This is a genomic window from Marinobacter sp. UBA3604 (genome assembly GCF_002375325.1).
GTDB lineage: Bacteria > Pseudomonadota > Gammaproteobacteria > Pseudomonadales > Oleiphilaceae > Marinobacter > Marinobacter salarius.
Genome location: NZ_DFMB01000046.1, coordinates 67,851 through 83,106 on the forward strand (window position 1 = coordinate 67,851; position 15,256 = coordinate 83,106).

The 15,256-nt window shown below is 57.3% G+C and carries 13 protein-coding genes; 6 read left to right on the forward strand and 7 right to left on the reverse strand.

The window, feature by feature from the left end:
• The first annotated feature begins 118 nt into the window (after positions 1-118).
• Positions 119-394, forward strand: coding sequence for a YebG family protein (locus B2590_RS14335; protein ID WP_007152627.1), 276 nt, complete (start codon positions 119-121; stop codon positions 392-394).
• Positions 395-458: 64 nt separating this feature from the next.
• Here B2590_RS14335 and B2590_RS14340 read toward each other — a convergent pair whose 3' ends face one another.
• Entirely contained in the window at positions 459-2,006 is a 1,548-nt protein-coding gene (locus B2590_RS14340; RefSeq protein ID WP_085679639.1) for a peroxidase family protein, read from the reverse strand.
• Between the two features lie 624 nt (positions 2,007-2,630).
• Positions 2,631-3,059, reverse strand: coding sequence for an Lrp/AsnC family transcriptional regulator (locus B2590_RS14345; RefSeq protein WP_040474313.1), 429 nt, complete (start codon positions 3,057-3,059; stop codon positions 2,631-2,633).
• 130 nt (positions 3,060-3,189) lie between these two features.
• Between B2590_RS14345 and B2590_RS14350 the strand changes: the two genes are divergently transcribed.
• Together B2590_RS14350 and B2590_RS14355 are read left to right on the forward strand one after the other, a co-directional pair.
• Complete coding sequence (locus B2590_RS14350) at positions 3,190-4,320, forward strand: arginine N-succinyltransferase (RefSeq protein ID WP_199480698.1); 1,131 nt, start codon at positions 3,190-3,192, stop codon at positions 4,318-4,320.
• Positions 4,307-5,113, forward strand: coding sequence for a DUF1338 domain-containing protein (locus B2590_RS14355; RefSeq protein WP_286811433.1), 807 nt, complete (start codon positions 4,307-4,309; stop codon positions 5,111-5,113). The genes B2590_RS14350 and B2590_RS14355 overlap by 14 nt, the downstream gene beginning before the upstream one ends.
• Before the next feature lie 12 nt (positions 5,114-5,125).
• On the opposite strand, the gene B2590_RS14360 is transcribed toward B2590_RS14355, so the two are convergent.
• Positions 5,126-5,998, reverse strand: coding sequence for a diacylglycerol/lipid kinase family protein (locus B2590_RS14360; protein WP_041334184.1), 873 nt, complete (start codon positions 5,996-5,998; stop codon positions 5,126-5,128).
• A gap of 134 nt (positions 5,999-6,132) precedes the next feature.
• On the opposite strand from B2590_RS14360, the gene B2590_RS14365 reads away from it, so the two are divergent.
• Positions 6,133-6,918, forward strand: coding sequence for a ZIP family metal transporter (locus B2590_RS14365; RefSeq protein ID WP_286811434.1), 786 nt, complete (start codon positions 6,133-6,135; stop codon positions 6,916-6,918).
• Here B2590_RS14365 and B2590_RS14370 read toward each other — a convergent pair.
• Positions 6,915-7,703 carry a TSUP family transporter gene (locus tag B2590_RS14370; RefSeq protein ID WP_075197021.1) on the reverse strand — a complete coding sequence of 263 codons (789 nt, stop codon included), beginning with the start codon at positions 7,701-7,703 and terminating at the stop codon, positions 6,915-6,917. The genes B2590_RS14365 and B2590_RS14370 overlap by 4 nt on opposite strands.
• A gap of 235 nt (positions 7,704-7,938) precedes the next feature.
• On the opposite strand from B2590_RS14370, the gene B2590_RS14375 reads away from it, so the two are divergent.
• On the forward strand, positions 7,939-8,604 hold the full coding sequence (locus tag B2590_RS14375; RefSeq protein WP_286811435.1) for a hypothetical protein: 666 nt from the start codon (positions 7,939-7,941) through the stop codon (positions 8,602-8,604).
• Between the two features lie 15 nt (positions 8,605-8,619).
• Here the strand turns inward: B2590_RS14375 and B2590_RS14380 are convergent, their stop codons facing one another.
• The 3 genes from B2590_RS14380 to B2590_RS14390 form a co-directional block, all read right to left on the reverse strand.
• Positions 8,620-9,687: a peptidoglycan -binding protein gene (locus tag B2590_RS14380; RefSeq protein WP_127401746.1), complete on the reverse strand. Its 1,068-nt coding sequence runs from the start codon at positions 9,685-9,687 to the stop codon at positions 8,620-8,622.
• A 12-nt stretch (positions 9,688-9,699) separates the two neighbouring features.
• On the reverse strand, positions 9,700-10,422 hold the full coding sequence (locus B2590_RS14385; protein ID WP_036209409.1) for a hypothetical protein: 723 nt from the start codon (positions 10,420-10,422) through the stop codon (positions 9,700-9,702).
• 104 nt (positions 10,423-10,526) lie between these two features.
• The gene (locus B2590_RS14390) at positions 10,527-11,312 is read right to left on the reverse strand and encodes a substrate-binding periplasmic protein (RefSeq protein ID WP_127401747.1); all 786 of its coding nucleotides are present in this window, start codon (positions 11,310-11,312) and stop codon (positions 10,527-10,529) included.
• Positions 11,313-11,521: 209 nt separating this feature from the next.
• On the opposite strand from B2590_RS14390, the gene B2590_RS14395 reads away from it, so the two are divergent.
• Complete coding sequence (locus B2590_RS14395) at positions 11,522-15,223, forward strand: DUF1631 family protein (RefSeq protein ID WP_286811436.1); 3,702 nt, start codon at positions 11,522-11,524, stop codon at positions 15,221-15,223.
• Positions 15,224-15,256 lie beyond the last annotated feature (33 nt).

Genomic DNA, 15,256 nt, shown 5'->3' on the forward strand with positions numbered 1-15,256 from the left:
CTGCCGCCCAGGCGGCCGAAAACACTGTATACATATACAGATGCCTTAAGTATACTCACCGCAGATTCAATGAACCCCACCAGACACGACAACGTGCGGGAACACACTGGAGAACGTCATGGCCGTACAAGCGCTGTATTACTCGGAGAGGGATGGACTGGAGATGGCACTGAAACACCCCGACACAATGCTCTTCTCGTCCAAAGCGGAAGCCGATGCCCGGGACAAAGTCCTGGAACTGGCCGAGGAAATCACCCAGTTTCTACAGGCGCGAGTTGAGGGCCTGGATGAAGCCATGGCGGAAAAAGCGGCACTCGCCATTGCCGAGGAAAAGGACCTGTTCGCCAAGGCCCTGAAAAAACCCTCATTGCTGAACGAAACCACCGACGCATAACCCAGAATGGGCGGGGAGGCGCTCATTCACCACACGCCTCCCCGCCTCGGTACGTCTGCGCGGATCAGTCTCCCAGGGGATTGATATCCCCAATAAACCTCAACATATCCGCCATGGTGAAGGTTCCTGGCGTGGCTGCCGGCAGGGATGGTTTCCAGTCTTTGCCCTCCTGCCAGAGGAACGACTGCTGATCACCGTGGATCAACCCCACGAACACCTCGGACACGATGGCTGCCCCAACCGGGCCCAGCCGGTCACCGGCCTCTTTCACCTGCGCTTCCTTCAGGATGTAGTACCACAGCGGTGTTGACTCATGCAGCCCCTGGCGCTTGGCTTCCTCGCCATCCGGCCCGGTCGCAATTTCATCGGCAGTCAACGCATTGGCTACGCCCATTTCACGGGCCACATCCTGGCCGGAGGGCAAGCCCAGGCTCACGCCGCGCTTGAGATTACGGAAAGCCAGGTTACCGCCACCACCCGGCAGATTATGAAGTTCCTCCACCAACAACGGGTCCAGTTTCCGCGACGGATTGAATGGCATCGACGATGGACGGTCAAGGTCGTGGAAGCGCCGCCAGTCGATAATCCAGTTGCTGGGCAACACACTGACTGGCGTTGGCCCGGTGGGAGGCTGCGGTGCGAGATTTCCAATAATGTCCCCAGACAGTCCGGAGAACGCAAACAACAGATCAAAACCGGTATCAGCGAAGATCCGGTTGTGGCTATAGCGCTGGCGCACCATGCTGTGCCCCAAACGATAGGCCGCCACTGAAAACTCCACCGGCATGTAAGGGGTTTTCTTGAACCGGTAGTACTGCCGGCCATCGTTGAGAATTCGGTCGGTCGCACCTTCCCCGCACAGACGCTCCATCCAGTCGTGGAGCACCATCCACTGATAGTGGTAAGTCACGGTTTTCCTGGCTTCAGTCAGGAGCTGTTCAGCCGCTACGCCCTCGCTCTGCAGCTTGTCACACACAGCGTTATGGAACTTCAGGAAGGCCAGGTGGGTCTGCGCAACCAGCAGGTTTTCATCGTTGCGCGGGTCACCAATCAATGCCACGCCTTCCGGGCTGCGGGGAAGGTCGTTGGCAAAATCGCCGGTGATGCCACCAAAATCGACGTTGATGTTCCGGCCAATCACCAACTTGGGACCACGTTGCGAAGGGTCCGCCGGGTTCCTGGCATACAGATGGGGTGAGCCGTCAGGGCCGAGACCATAGACATTATCCAGGTCCAGCGCCGGGGTACGGAAGTTCTCCAGTCCCAGCGGGTCCCTTTTCTTATCGGACAAAGAGCTCAGATCGAGCGTGATGTCGTGGTCGACAAACTGGCCAAAGTAGGTGTAACCGCCCGGAATGCCCGGATTGTCCAGTGAACTGTCCGTCGGATCGGGATCCAGCATGGCTTCCGCCAGCGCCTGTAACTTGTTGTCTGGCACATCCAGGGCCGACAGGCCCGGAAACATACGACCAAACATGCCTGGGTCATCGTGGCCGGATAACTGGTCAAGCCCCTTGCGTGACGGGTGCCGTCCGCCCATGCCATGGCCGGGACACATGTTGACTTTCTTGTACGTTTTTTCGCTCGTTTCGAACGTTTCCTTGATATTCATTCCTCTCTCCCATTTGGACTATCAGGTCCTCAGACCGTCGAAGCCGCGAACAACGGCCAGGGCGTCGTGCCCTTCGCGACGAGCCCCAGGGAAATAGCAGCTTCCATGCCAGCGAGATATCAAGTGAAAAAACCGAACTACGGGCCCATCGGAATCCCATGCTCAAACAGGCAGTTAACAACAACAGCCAGGCACATTCAGGACCGACAGCCAACATTGGACAACTTCCACGACCGCCGGAAAACAGCACGCCTGCATACATTGCTGACAGCGGGTGACGACGGAATTTTTTCAGGAGAGCACGAAAAAGTACGGATTTGAGATTTTTGCAGACAGGAGCCAACACAATCACTGCACTTTAAACACATTTACAGAGTTTTCTGGTTTGCTTTACACCCTACGTATCAAAATCTGACACTTTTTAGCCGAACGCCCTTGGCGTTTTCCACTTCGAGCTCTAATGACCAGCCCCTATCTCAGCCCTAAATAGCATTGCCCCGTAAAATCAGCCACCTGAATGGGTACAGACCTGGGCGAGGAATCAACACTCAGACGATATGTCGCATATGCAAAGATGTTGAAACTCATTACAGCTTTTACAAACCATTTCCGGAAATACTGGTATCAACGCCTGAAACGCGTCTCCAGAACCACCGCCGAATTGGTTCGCTCCACACCCTCAAGATTGCCGATTTCGTCCAGAACCGCACTCAGCTCCTCCAGGGACTGAGCCTGGACGATGGCAATCAGATCATACTCGCCGCTGACAGAATACAACTGGGATACCTGGCTGATCTGTTCCAGGGCTGCGTTGGTTCGAGCCGTCAGCTTCTGGAAAACCTTGATCGACACATGGGCCTCCACTTGGGTTGCCGTATACTCGCCTCCAAGCTCAACGGAATACCCGCGAATCACGCCACTCGCTTCGAGCTTTGCAATGCGGTTCTGCACCGTTGAGCGCGACAGGTCCAGTGCCCTGGCCAGGTCCGAGACACTGCAACGGGCATTCTGGCGCAGGTGTAATAGTAGCCTTTGGTCCTGCTTGCTGATCATATCGACATCATTCCTGGTCAAATTGCCATAATATATCATCATTTATCATTTTTTGACGCTACAAAATGGCACTACACCCCATCATACTGGCCCTACCACTCTCCGCTTCCAGCGGTCAGCAGATGAGGACATGTCTATGATTATCCGCCCGGTTGCCCTCTCAGACCTCGCCGCTCTGCAGCAGATTGCCGTGGAATCCGGCCCCGGTTTCACCTCACTGGTCGATGACCGTGATTTCCTGACCCAGAAAATCCGTCATTCCATGGACAGTTTTAACCGCCATACCGGTACCCCAGGCGACGAAGGCTATCTGTTCGTGTTGGAAGACCCGGAAACCGGCGAAATCATGGGTACCACCGGTATTGAAGCCTCTGTAGGCATCCGACGCCCTCTGTATCATTATCATCGCAGCCAGGTCGTTCACCACTCGCCGGAACTGAATCTGCTCCGCCGACTGGAAGTCCTCAACATGTGCAATCATTACACCGGTTGCAGCGAGATCTGCACACTGTTTTTGCGGCCCAGGTTTCGGCGGGCGCACGCGGGCAAGCTGCTCTCCCGGGTTCGCTTTCTGTTTATGGCCCAGCATCCGCAGCGTTTTGCTGAGACTGTCATCGCTGAAATGCGGGGCATCTCGGACGAAGGCGGGCAGTCGCCCTTCTGGGATTGGTTGCGGACCCATTTCGTGGATCTTGATTTCAGCACGGTGACACGCATGGTGGGCACGGGCGACAACGGCTTTATCGCCGACCTGATGCCCCGACACCCGCTCTACACCCATTTGATGGACGAAAACGCCCGCGCTGTTATCGGGCAGGTACACCCGCAAACCCGTCCGGCCCTCACCATGCTCGAAGCCGAAGGGTTCCGCCATAATGGTTACGTGGATCTGTTTGATGCCGGCCCGACCGTTGAGGCGAGACTGGCCGATATCCGCTCGGTATCGACGTCCGTCGGCTGCCGTATCCAGATTGTTGATGATGTGCAACCGACGCTCGAGGAATGGAACCGGGGTGGCCAGGGCCGACTGTTGGCCATCACCAATACCGAAACGGCGAATTTCCGCGCCACCGTCACCAGTGCTGCCCGATACCTGCCTGCTCACAATCTCCTGCAGGTACCGGCAGCACTGGCAAAGTCGCTTCATCTGCGCAACGATGGAGAAGTCCGCTTCATGGAACTTGCAACCGCACAGAGCGGCGCTGCGACCACAGCCATTCCACTGCGCCAACAACAGGAGGCCATCCATGCACACCGATAGAGATACATTGTTCCGCCACCTTTGGAACAATTACTGCGAGGTGACACCCTCGGCACAGGATATCCACCGGTTGCTGGATGACACCCAGGGCGGCGAAATTGTGAATGACCACATTGCCCTGCGTACCTTCAACATCGAGAAGGTAAACCTGGACAAACTGGCCGCGCACTTCCTGGCGCTGGGATATCACGAAGGCGGCGACTATCACTTCGACGCCAAGAAACTGTACGCAAAACACTACGAGCATCCAGATCCGACTGCCCCCAAGGTGTTCATTTCCGAATTGCTGGTTGATCAGTGTTCCGGGTCGCTGCAATCCATTGTGGAAGGCCTGGTGAGCCAGATGGACCCTACCGCCGTCACCCGGGACGACTTTCTCTATTCCGGTCGTCACTGGGATGTCGACCACGCCACCTACCAGACCCTGCTGGAGGAAAGTGAATACGCGGCCTGGGTAGCGGCTTGGGGTTATCGGGCCAACCACTTTACGGTGAGCATCAATCATCTCAGCCGATTCAAAACCGTGGCTGAAATCAATCAGACCCTCAAAGACAACGGTTACCGTGTGAACAGTTCCGGAGGTGAGATCAAAGGCTCTCCGGAAGAGCTGCTGGAACAATCTTCCACCATGGCGGACCGTGCCGACGTCCGGTTTACGGATCAGACGGCGGCCATACCAAGCTGCTTCTACGAGTTCGCACGTCGCTATGCCAAGCCTGACGGAGAGCTCTACAGTGGCTTTGTTGCCGCCTCGGCGGACAAGATTTTCGAGAGCACGGACAGCCGAACCTGAAGGACAAAGCCTTCAGGTCGTTACCAGTTCCTCACAGATGACCTTCAGGCAGGCTGGCCTGCATTGAGCACGAAGTGGTGTATCGCCGGCGATGTCCCCATCCATGGTGACCGTTCGGCGCGAACGGGTGGTGATCGACACGGTCGGGCTTTTGAGGTGAACCACTGTGCTGGTTCGTTTCGGAGAGTTACGGCTCAACCGCACCGTCAAAAAAGTCATGAAAAGCTGGAACAGCGAACGCGGCCTCACGGCCACGACATCCAATTGACCATCCCCTGCCGACGCCTGGGGAATCTCGTTGCCACCGCCGAAAAAGGCACCGGAGGACACCGCAATGGTCAGCCATCGCCCGGCTACGGTTCCCTTCTCGGTTTCGATGAGGCCATGGAAACCCCGATACACCCGCAGTTTCTGCAGCAACGCTACGCCATAGCTGAAGCGACCGAGAAGTCGTTTGGCGTCCGCCGACGACTCTCGAACCGGCAATGTGCCGAGTCCGATATGAGCCACGTTCAGAAACAGACCGTTATCGGTGGTGGCTACGTCCAGCATACGGGTCCGTCCTGCCGAGACCAGATTGCAAACATGCTGGGGATCGTCAGGCAGCCCCAGGTTGCGGGCAAAATCATTGGCGGTCCCGGAAGGCAGAACCGCGAGGGTAGCGCCGGTATCGAGACAAAAACCGGCCGCCGCATTTACTGAGCCATCGCCTCCAGCCGCGAGGATGAAGTCCCTGGGGCCCACCTCTTCGGTCCAACTCTTATCGTCAAGACTGCAATCCCGGATATCGACAATGCCCGCACTTTCCAGGTAATTTCGCCAGAACTCAGCGCCACGATTGTCCTTTTCCCCGGCGTTGGGGTTGGCCATCAACCAGTAAACCATTGCATACCGTCTTCCTGAGTCTGTTTTGGATTTTTGACGTACTAAGGTATAAGCCATGGTAGCGGAACTTGCCATCAACATGGTCAAGGTTTAACGGCGCTGTAACGCCGCCACCGACGAACTAAGGGAGACCGATGCTGGAAGATGTCAATGTTGTCTGGCTGGGGTCGATTGCCAGCCTGCTGGCAGGCCTTGGGACAGGTGTCGGCGCCCTGGGTGTATTCCTGGTCAGAAAGCTCACGCCACAGCTGCAGGACAGCATGCTCAGCGCAGCTGCGGGGGTCATGCTGGCGGCGTCGTTCTTCTCGCTACTACTCCCGGGCATCGAATACGGCGAGGAGCTCACCGGCGCTACCTGGAGCGCCGCGTTGATGGTTATCGCCGGTCTTCTCATGGGCGCAGGCCTGCTCTTCAGCATTCATCAGCGGCTACCCCACGAACACTTCACCCTGGGCCGGGAAGGCCCTGACAGCGCACGTATACGCCGGATATGGCTGTTCATCATCGCCATTGCCCTGCACAACTTCCCTGAAGGCATGGCCGTTGGCGTCGGGTTTGCCGGTGGTGACATCGGTAATGGGGTGGCCCTGGCGGTGGGCATTGGGCTTCAGAACATCCCCGAAGGCCTGGCCGTGGCCGTGGCCCTGCTGGCCATCGAGCACTCACGCCTGAAATCCTTCGGGATCGCGGTGCTGACCGGGCTGCTCGAGCCCGTTGGCGGGCTTTTCGGCAGCACCATGGTATGGCTGGCAGAACCCATCATGCCGTGGACCCTTGGCTTCGCGGCCGGTGCCATGCTGTTCATTATCAGTGATGAGATCATCCCCGAGACCCATCGTGGCCGCTTCAAGACCCTGGCCACCTTCTCGCTTCTGGGCGGCTTCGTCATCATGATGTTCCTTGACGCCACGCTGGGTTAGCCGGGAAACAACACCCTCGCCATACCGATGCTGCTGACGATCAACAGCACAACGCCCAGCACCCGGAAGAAGATCGGTGTTTCCGCCTTCAGCATGCGGTCGTGAACGTAAAGCCCGATGACATGACCAATGGCAGCGCAGGGTAACAGCCACAGGTGGTGGATCAGCTGCAGGTCGACGCCCACCCAGATAAACGCCGCCATTTTGATCACCACCAGGATGAACCAGAGTGCGAACAGGGTGTCCCGCAGGCGCTCTTTCGGCAGATGCTGCGCCACAACGGCAATAATCAGCGGGGCACCAATCAGGGACGTACCACTGATGTAGCCGCCCACCATCAGAAACACCGCGTCCACAGTCCGGCTGCCGCTGCGAAAAGGCCGGTCCAGGATGTAGGAGATGGAGTACAGGGACACGATCACAAAGATAATCGTGCTCATGATCTCTGACGGCAGTGTGATCAGTCCGAACACCCCGATCAGCTTGGGCACGATCATGATCGCCAGAATCCGCCAGAGATAATGCCAATCGACCGTACCCACGACCGCCGCGCCATCATCACCCGTACCCGACGACTTGCGATTATTCATCCAGATGGTCAGGGAGGAAAACACCAACAGGTGCACTGCAATGATGGGCAGGAACACCAGCGGGTCGTCCAGCACCAGCAGCAGGAAAGGCAGTGAAAGCACCGCCCCGCCGAATCCCAGCCCGGAACGGACAAACCCGCTCCAGATAAAAATCAGGCCAATCAGGACATACTGGTACAACGCCAAGTCAGACATAGAGGTATCGAGGTTCCGGGAGCCAGGTTCGCGAATACAAAGGTGTATGAGCATACCTGCCGGGAAGCCCTTACTTCCAGTAACAAACTGGCTACTTTTCTACAACGGAAGAAATGACAGAAAGCGCCTAGTTTTTAATCAATGCTTCCGGTAAAGCCGCCGGACAGAATTTCCGACAAGAACAACAGCCAGGCAGGAGGTGGGCCCTTCTGCCCGTGGTAAATGGAGAACAGCCATGTCAGCAGCAGTTGATCATCTGGACGAACGGCTCCGGGACGACGGAGAATCACTTGAGGAGATCATGCCCTCAGCCATCACCCTGGCCATGATGTTGCGCCACCGGACGATGGCGTCGTGGATGCGAATCGAGTTTGACGGCTACAGTGATACTTCGGAACTCCCGCCCTACCGGCGCGATGTTCCCGGCCATATCGTGGCCCGCTCACCCCAGTATGGCTGGATCCCCGCCCCGGTCGACGACAAGCAGAAGCAGGACTTCGGCCATCGAGACATGCCAGAAGGCATCAAATCCCTGGAAAAAACCTGTATGGCCTGCAAGAAAGGCACGGGCCACCGTATTGTTTTCGACAAAGAGGAAATGGCCACGCTTCAGGCGCATATCAACCTGACCGCCGAACTGGCCATTGCCATCAGCAGGGACAGCTATAACAAGCTGCTTCGCGTTGTTCGCTGCGCCCTGTATCTCTGGGAACAGGAACTCATGGAACACGGGCTCAGTGGAGACCACAATTCCTACAGCACACAGGAACGGGAAAAAGTTGCCCACCTCGATGACCCCGAGAAGTTCTGGCGCAAGGCGCTTGAGGATAACGCCGACCTGCCCATTCCCGACGTGCGGGAAACCGGGTTCTTCGAACGTTTCTTCGGGCGGACAGGCTGACACAGCCTCTAGCGTTTAACGGTCTGTCAGCTTGATCTCGATACGTCGGTTCTGTCGCAGCGCCTCGGCAGAACCGCCCGAAGCAACCGGGAAAAATTCCCCGAAACCGGCAGCTACCATGCGGTTCTGGGGAACGCCTGCAGAGGCAAGGTAGCGCACGACGGCGACTGCCCTGGCCGTGGAGAGTTCCCAGTTCGAGGGAAACGCTTCGGTATTGATGGGAATCCGGTCGGTGTGGCCGTCGATGCGCAGAATCCAGTCGATATCCTCGGGAATGGCGTCCACCACGTCCAGCAGCACTTCTGCCAGCTTGTCCAGCTCCTGTTGACCCTCCTGCCCAAGGCTGGCGGAGCCGGAGGCAAACAGCAATTCCGAAGGTAACAGGAAGCGATCGCCGACAATGCGGATGTTCTCGTTGTCCTGCAGAATATCCCGCAGCCTGGCGAAGAATTCCGACTGATAGCGCTCCAGTTCATTGACTCGTTCGGCAAGCAATGTATTCAGGCGCTTTCCCACCTCTTCAAGTTCGGCTTCCTTCTCGGCGGTGAGGTCCTCCTGTAAACGCAACGCAGCGGTGATGCGGCCGAGCTGATCCTGCAGCGCCGCAATCTGGTTCGAAAGCTGCTGGATGATTGTGCGCTGGGAAGCCGTCAGTTGCTCTTCATCCTCCAACTCCGACTCCGCCCTGGCGACGGCCTTGCCAAGATCTTCAACCCGCAGGGCCTGGGCCTCGGCATTGTATTGTTGCTCCAACCGCCGGGCCTTCTCCTCCTCCAGCTCCTCACGAAGTGTATCGTTCAGCGCGAGGCTTTCGCTGAAGCGGTTCTGGACCGCCGCCATCTCGTTTTCCAGGGCGGCGGTCTCTTCCTGCTCAAGACCAAGCAACCGGGAAATTTCCTGCAAGCGGCTATTGAGCCTGGCCAGTTCCGAATCCCGATCCGAGAGGGTTTGCGACAGGTACAGCTGGCTGACCACGTAAATCAGCAGCATGAAGATGATCAACATCAGCAGTGCCGACAACGCATCGACGTATCCGGGCCATACGTTGATGCTGCTGCGGGTTCGACGCCGGGAACCGATCATGGGGCTGGCCTGCTATCGCGGATCATCGTCAACCCGGTCCACGAGGTTGGTTACACCAGTCAGCCATTCCTCAAGGCCGTCATAAAACCGGTTCTGGGCGTGGCCCGCCTGGATATCCAGAAAACCCAGGACCAAGGAGCCGCCAAGCCCCAGCAGCGACGAGCTGAACGCCGTTCCCATGCCTTCCAGGGGTTCCAGCAGCCCAGACTGCAGGCCCGCAAACACCTTGCCGAAGTCCTCCTGGCTCATGTCCAGGTTTACAATGACGGCGCCTACGGAATTGATGGTTCCAAGCAGGCCCCAGAAGGTGCCCAGCAATCCCAGGAAGATGAGAAGACTGATGAAATAGCGGGTGATTTCGCGCTGTTCGTCCATGCGGCTGTGGATGCCATCCAGTACCGTACGCAACGACATGGTGGACAACGAGAAGCGGTCACGCTTGGAGTCGTCATCCAACTGTCGCGCCAGCGGCTTCAGAAGACGGGGTTCCTGCAATACGGAGAGCCCGGCGTTGCCGGTGCGGAACTGCGCAATCCAGCGCAATTCCGGAAACAGCACAAACACCTGGCGATAGGTGATGGCAATGCCAACCAGCAGCACACAAACAATTAACAGGTTGAACACCCAGTTCGCCATAAACGCGGCCTGCAATGGTTTGTGGATCAATGCACAAACCACCACAACGACCACCAGGAACAGCGTCATCCAGAAAAGGGTATGCTTGGGATTGCTCATTAACGCCACCGCATTCGTCGGGAAACACGTTAAAAGCTAGCACAAGCTTGCCATTACTGCTGTCCACACCCCCACTGGTTGCGTTAAGGATTTGTTACCACCGCTCAAGGCTCGTAGCGTTGAGCGATACTGTCCAGGGCGCCGCTGTCTCGCGCTTCATCAAGCGCTGCCTGAAGGTCCTCCACAATGGCCGGGGCCGTTTCGTTGCTGACCGCCAGGTACATCGGCGTCTCACGGAAAACGAGAACCGGTTTCAGGCCAGTGATGTCGTGCTCTTCCTCCGCCACCAGAGGCCCCACGAGACCATCTGTCACCCAAAGGTCGGCCTGGCCCAGCACCAAACGTCGAGGATTCTGCTCACCGGACACAGTCATGACCAGATCAAACCCCTCACTCACCAGATAGTCCGACATGACGTCACCCTTGTACCCGGCAATCTTGTACTGCCGGGCACCTTCGAGGGACTCCAACTGGATGTTGGAATCGGGCGCGGCAAACAGGGTCCACTTGATCGACGCCAGCGGGCCGACCCACTGAAACTCGTCTTCCCGCTCCTCGGTTCTGGCGGTGCAGAACAGAGCATGGTTCTCCCGCCCCTGGACCCATTCGTAGGCACGGCTCCAGTCCCGCATCTTCATGACGTATTCGTAGTCCACCCGCTCCATCATGGTTTTAACCATATCGGTACAGATACCGGTGATATCGTCTTCATTATGGGCGAAGCCCTGCCCCGTGGTTGACGCGTTATAGGGTGGGTAGTTCTCGGTGAAGATATACAGCTTCTCGTCAGCAACGGCCGACGACACCACCGCCAGCATAAGGAGGCCTTGCAAGACCGGTCTAATGAACTTCAACGGGCCGGTCATTTCTGGGCCTGGTTTGGCTGGCATGCTTTTGTCCTCGTCGCAATGGGTAGGGGTATTGGTAGTTTAGGCTAGTCACTTTGAGCAATAATGCCAATACACCCGTCAATACCTTTATCCATCGGAATAAACAGATTTTCCGCTGAAACTGGTCTACCGTGAGGTGTGAAGAAGTGTAAAATCTGAATGCATGTTTATGGAATTGTTGGCAGCCGGCCTGCCCAGGGACCCCGTTTATGACAGAAAGCCAGACCCGTATCACCGGCCTCCGTCAAAACGCTCTCATCGTTGTTCGCGGTTTTATTCCTTGTGGATGTGAACTGGTCGCGGCCTCGTCCGGCGACGACGGCGCCCAACTGACACTGGCGAACCTCACTTCGCCTGGTCTGATACAACACCTGAATGGGTCGGACCACACTCCCGCCGAACTATTTCTGTTTGACGGCAATCACCCCACGCGTGTGAGTGGTGGTCTACAAGCTGCCGCTGGGGACAGTGTGCGGATGACCAGTGATCCCCACGACGCGGAAACCATTGAATATCTGCGACGCTTGCCACAAAGGATTCCTGATCAGCTCACCCCACCCTCCGCCAGCTTGCCGTCGTTGCGAGATACCTACCAAAAACACACCCGGCGCCTGCTGGGCACCCTGGTAGCCGACTTCATCGACCACGCCTGCGAGGGTATCGGGAACGACCTTGAACAAGCGGCGGAAGTGCGTGAGATCACCCGTCTGAAGGACATGCGCTTTATCTTCAACAGTCGGGGGGAGCAGATATACCGGGATTTCACGCTGCAATTCCAAGCGTTCGACCACCAGCTCAACCCGAGTAAGGACAACAACAGCTATAACGGCGAACTCAGGGTCGTGGAGCAGCATGTTTTTGAGGACTGGCTGGAACTCCAGATGGTGGCATCCGAGCTCGCCAGCAAACACACCAATACGCTGTTCGTGCTCAGCCAGTTGCTCAACCAGCTTTTTTCCTGCGATATCAGCGACCGCAGCAACCCTCTTTCACCACTGTCACTGTGCACCTGCCTGCAATTCGCCATTGATCGACTCGGTATTGCCCGACAGCATCGCGGCACGCTCTACCTTGCTTTCGAGACCGTGCTGGACGACCTCTGGCCCCGAGCCGCAGAGTCGCTGAACCGCGACCTTCGTGCAGCGGGCCTGCTGGCGCTCGATCTGACCAGCTTGCCTTCCAACTGGTCACTGAGGGAATCCAATAAGGCCCGGGAAGCACCAACGGAGACGCCCCATCCCGAAGCATCGGTGGTAGATTCCACGCCCCACGCGGCACCCGCCTCTGCCCCTGGGCGTTCGTTACTGCGCCTCATGAGCCTGCAACAGGATCCGGGTAACGTGCGGGATACCTGGCCACGCACCAACCCACAGTTTACCGCCGAACTGCGACCGCACAGAGATGATCTGCGCAAGGTGCTGGGCGAGCCCGGCCCCAGCATGGAGGAAGCCATTCGAAACCTGGCATCCTCCAATCCGGATCTCGAACAGGCACTTGATGACGGTACGTGGGACAAAGTCACCCTCGTGGATCGTCTGTTCGCCCCACTGGAGCATGAACAGGGGCTGAACAGAACGCTGAGGGAACAGCTTGAACAGTTGAGACTTCCGGTTCTGGAGGTCCTGCTCGAGACCTCTGAATTCCTTGACCGTGACAACCACCCGGCCAGGACCATCGTCAACGATCTTATGCGCCTCTGCCTGGCCGAGCGGAGTTCAAGCCGCAACCTGGAACAGACGGTGACGGGGATTATCGATGAACTCATCCAGACGGAAGAACGGGATGAAGCCTTTTACAGGTCCATCGGTACCCGGTTGCAGGGCCTGGTAGAACGCCAGGAACAATCGTTCCTGAGGAACTCCGAACGTATCGCCAAGACCCTGGAAGGCAAGGAACGCCTGCGGCAGACGCGGCTCGGCGTGCAGCGACGCCTGAACATGATCCTGGCGGATAAAGCCGTGCCAACAGTACTGCTTGATCTTTTGAACGCAGGCTGGGAGCAGTTGATCGTACTGGCGGTATTGCGGGAAGGCGCTGAGAGCCAAACCGCCACAAGTTTCATTAACATCGTTGAGCAGATCCGCCTCTGGCTATCGGGCGGAGAAACCAGCAAGGATCTCGCATTTGAGCGGGAGTTGGAAAGCGACGCGTTGATCCAGCTTATCGACAGGGAACTACGTACGGTTGGCGAAGTGTCGCCAGTCCGCGATGTGGTGGCGAGGCTGACCCGGGAATTGCATCAGCAGGTATCGACCGAAACAGTAACCCTCGACGCCTATCCTCCGGGTTCCTGCCAGCAGGAGGAAGCGGAGGCCTCTACAGAGTCAGTTGACACCCGCTGGGCCCGGCGTGCCCAGGAAATTGGCGTGGGCGATTGGGTTGAGATTGTCCTCGACAATGGTGAAAAACGGCGCATGCGACTGGTCTGGGGCGGCAAGGATGTCTTTCGCTTTGTGTTCCTTTCGCCCCAGGGACTGGGTGAGGTGAGTTATCAATATTCCGAATTCGTGTCGAGACTGGCCCGCGGTGACGCGTGGCTCGTCAAGCAGGGAGACATTCCCTTTGTCGACCAGAGCCTGTTCGACATCGTTCAGGGGGTCTACAGCAAGCTCAACTTCGAAGCCACTCACGACGCCCTCACGGGATGTCTTCACCGGCATGATTTCGAGAAGCAGTTGGCCCAGGCCCTGTCCGTAATGGACGGCAAACCCGGTAGTCATACCCTGATGGTGTTCGACATCGACGAATTCAGTGTGATCAATGCCACCTATGGCACCGGCGTCGGCGACGAGCTCCTGAAACGGTTTGCCTCCCTGCTTCAGGATCAGGCTTCGGGACACTCCGGCGATCACTGCATCGGTCGACTGGGAGGTAACGAATTCGCACTGCTGGCCCAAAAGATGCCGGTGGAGGAAGGACTGGATTTCTCCGAACGGCTGCGTGACGCCTTTCGAACCGAGTCACATACCGTTGACGACACCGAATTCTCCGCCACCCTGAGTGCGAGCGTGTGCCCTTTCGAAGACACCCTACGCTCTGCCGGCGAACTGATGAACCAGGCCAACCTGGCGCTCAAATCCGCCAAGAAGAAAGGCGGAAACAGCGTTGAACTGGTTCGGGACCAATCCCAGCAAGTGCCCACCTCGGGCCCCCAGTGGGTACCCGAAATTGACCGCAGCATACGCGATGGCAGCCTGTACCTGAGAGCACAGCGGATCCTTCCCCTGACTGATGGCAGCAACGGTGACATGTACGAACTGCTGCTAGGCCTTCAGAACTCCTCCGGCCAGGAAATTTCCCCACAAAGTTACATTGAGGCCGCGGAACAGTTCCGCCGGAGTTCCCGTGTTGACCTTTGGGTGATTGACGAAGCAATAGACTGGATGGAAGGACACCCAGGCGCCATGGAGAGCATCCATACGTTCAACATCAACCTCTCCGGCGCATCATTGAGTGACGACGCCTTTCTGTTCGCCCTGGAAACGAGGATGAAGCAGCACAACGCCCTCACCCATCAGATCTGTTTCGAAGTCACCGAGACGTCCGCCGTTACCAACCTGCATTACGCCGCCGATTTCATGACCGAGATGAAGCGGCTTGGGTGCCGGTTTGCACTGGACGACTTCGGAACCGGCCTGTCCTCCTACGCCTACCTGCAAAAACTACCGGTGGACTACGTCAAGGTGGACGGCATATTCGTCCGTGACATGGCCAGTAACCTGACCAACTACGCATTGGTTCGATCCATCACCGAGTTGTGTCATTTCCTCGACATGAAAACCATCGCCGAATATGTGGAAGATATGGAGACATTAGAGCTGCTTAAAGAGATCCAGGTAGATTTCGGGCAGGGATTCTGTATTGCAAAACCCCGGCGGATGGATAGTCTGGGGGCCACCGCAAAAGCCTGAAACACCACAATCACCGAATCAACGGGAGACCAC

What these genes read in the sequence shown, in the direction of transcription:
- B2590_RS14345 (WP_040474313.1), bottom strand. Translation starts at nt 3,059, where the DNA reads ATGATCAGCAAGCAGGACCAAAGGCTACTATTACACCTGCGCCAGAAT.
- B2590_RS14335 (WP_007152627.1), top strand. Translation starts at nt 119, where the DNA reads ATGGCCGTACAAGCGCTGTATTACTCGGAGAGGGATGGACTGGAGATG.
- B2590_RS14360 (WP_041334184.1), bottom strand. Translation starts at nt 5,998, where the DNA reads ATGGTTTACTGGTTGATGGCCAACCCCAACGCCGGGGAAAAGGACAAT.
- B2590_RS14350 (WP_199480698.1), top strand. Translation starts at nt 3,190, where the DNA reads ATGTCTATGATTATCCGCCCGGTTGCCCTCTCAGACCTCGCCGCTCTG.
- B2590_RS14375 (WP_286811435.1), top strand. Translation starts at nt 7,939, where the DNA reads ATGTCAGCAGCAGTTGATCATCTGGACGAACGGCTCCGGGACGACGGA.
- B2590_RS14385 (WP_036209409.1), bottom strand. Translation starts at nt 10,422, where the DNA reads ATGAGCAATCCCAAGCATACCCTTTTCTGGATGACGCTGTTCCTGGTG.
- B2590_RS14395 (WP_286811436.1), top strand. Translation starts at nt 11,522, where the DNA reads ATGACAGAAAGCCAGACCCGTATCACCGGCCTCCGTCAAAACGCTCTC.
- B2590_RS14365 (WP_286811434.1), top strand. Translation starts at nt 6,133, where the DNA reads ATGCTGGAAGATGTCAATGTTGTCTGGCTGGGGTCGATTGCCAGCCTG.
- B2590_RS14390 (WP_127401747.1), bottom strand. Translation starts at nt 11,312, where the DNA reads ATGCCAGCCAAACCAGGCCCAGAAATGACCGGCCCGTTGAAGTTCATT.
- B2590_RS14340 (WP_085679639.1), bottom strand. Translation starts at nt 2,006, where the DNA reads ATGAATATCAAGGAAACGTTCGAAACGAGCGAAAAAACGTACAAGAAA.
- B2590_RS14380 (WP_127401746.1), bottom strand. Translation starts at nt 9,687, where the DNA reads ATGATCGGTTCCCGGCGTCGAACCCGCAGCAGCATCAACGTATGGCCC.
- B2590_RS14370 (WP_075197021.1), bottom strand. Translation starts at nt 7,703, where the DNA reads ATGTCTGACTTGGCGTTGTACCAGTATGTCCTGATTGGCCTGATTTTT.
- B2590_RS14355 (WP_286811433.1), top strand. Translation starts at nt 4,307, where the DNA reads ATGCACACCGATAGAGATACATTGTTCCGCCACCTTTGGAACAATTAC.